This is a genomic window from Crenobacter sp. CS_VA4 (assembly GCF_055597485.1).
Genome location: NZ_JBVMAE010000203.1, coordinates 1 through 236, shown reverse-complemented (window position 1 = coordinate 236; position 236 = coordinate 1). Strand labels below are relative to the sequence as shown.

1 protein-coding gene is annotated in these 236 nt (G+C 64.8%); it reads right to left on the bottom strand.

Annotation, left to right across the window (positions count from 1 at the left end):
- A partial coding sequence (locus ACZ2IA_RS23290; RefSeq protein WP_470294949.1) for a hypothetical protein occupies positions 1-236 on the bottom strand: 236 nt, incomplete at both ends.

Genomic DNA, 236 nt, shown 5'->3' with positions numbered 1-236 from the left:
CAGGTCTTCAACCACGGGGTGCAGGTGTTCGGGAGGGGCCTGCATCACACGGGCCAGGTTATCAGCGGCGATGGCCGGTTCGGCAGCATTGAAGCGTCTGCCGATGGCGACCAGCAAATCCATGACCAGGGTTTCCCGCTCCACCGGTGTCTGCGCCCGGGGCCGGCGTTGCGCACGCAGATATTCCGGGTTCTGTGCGTAGAACGCCATCTGGCAGCCCACCAGCAGGATCAGCC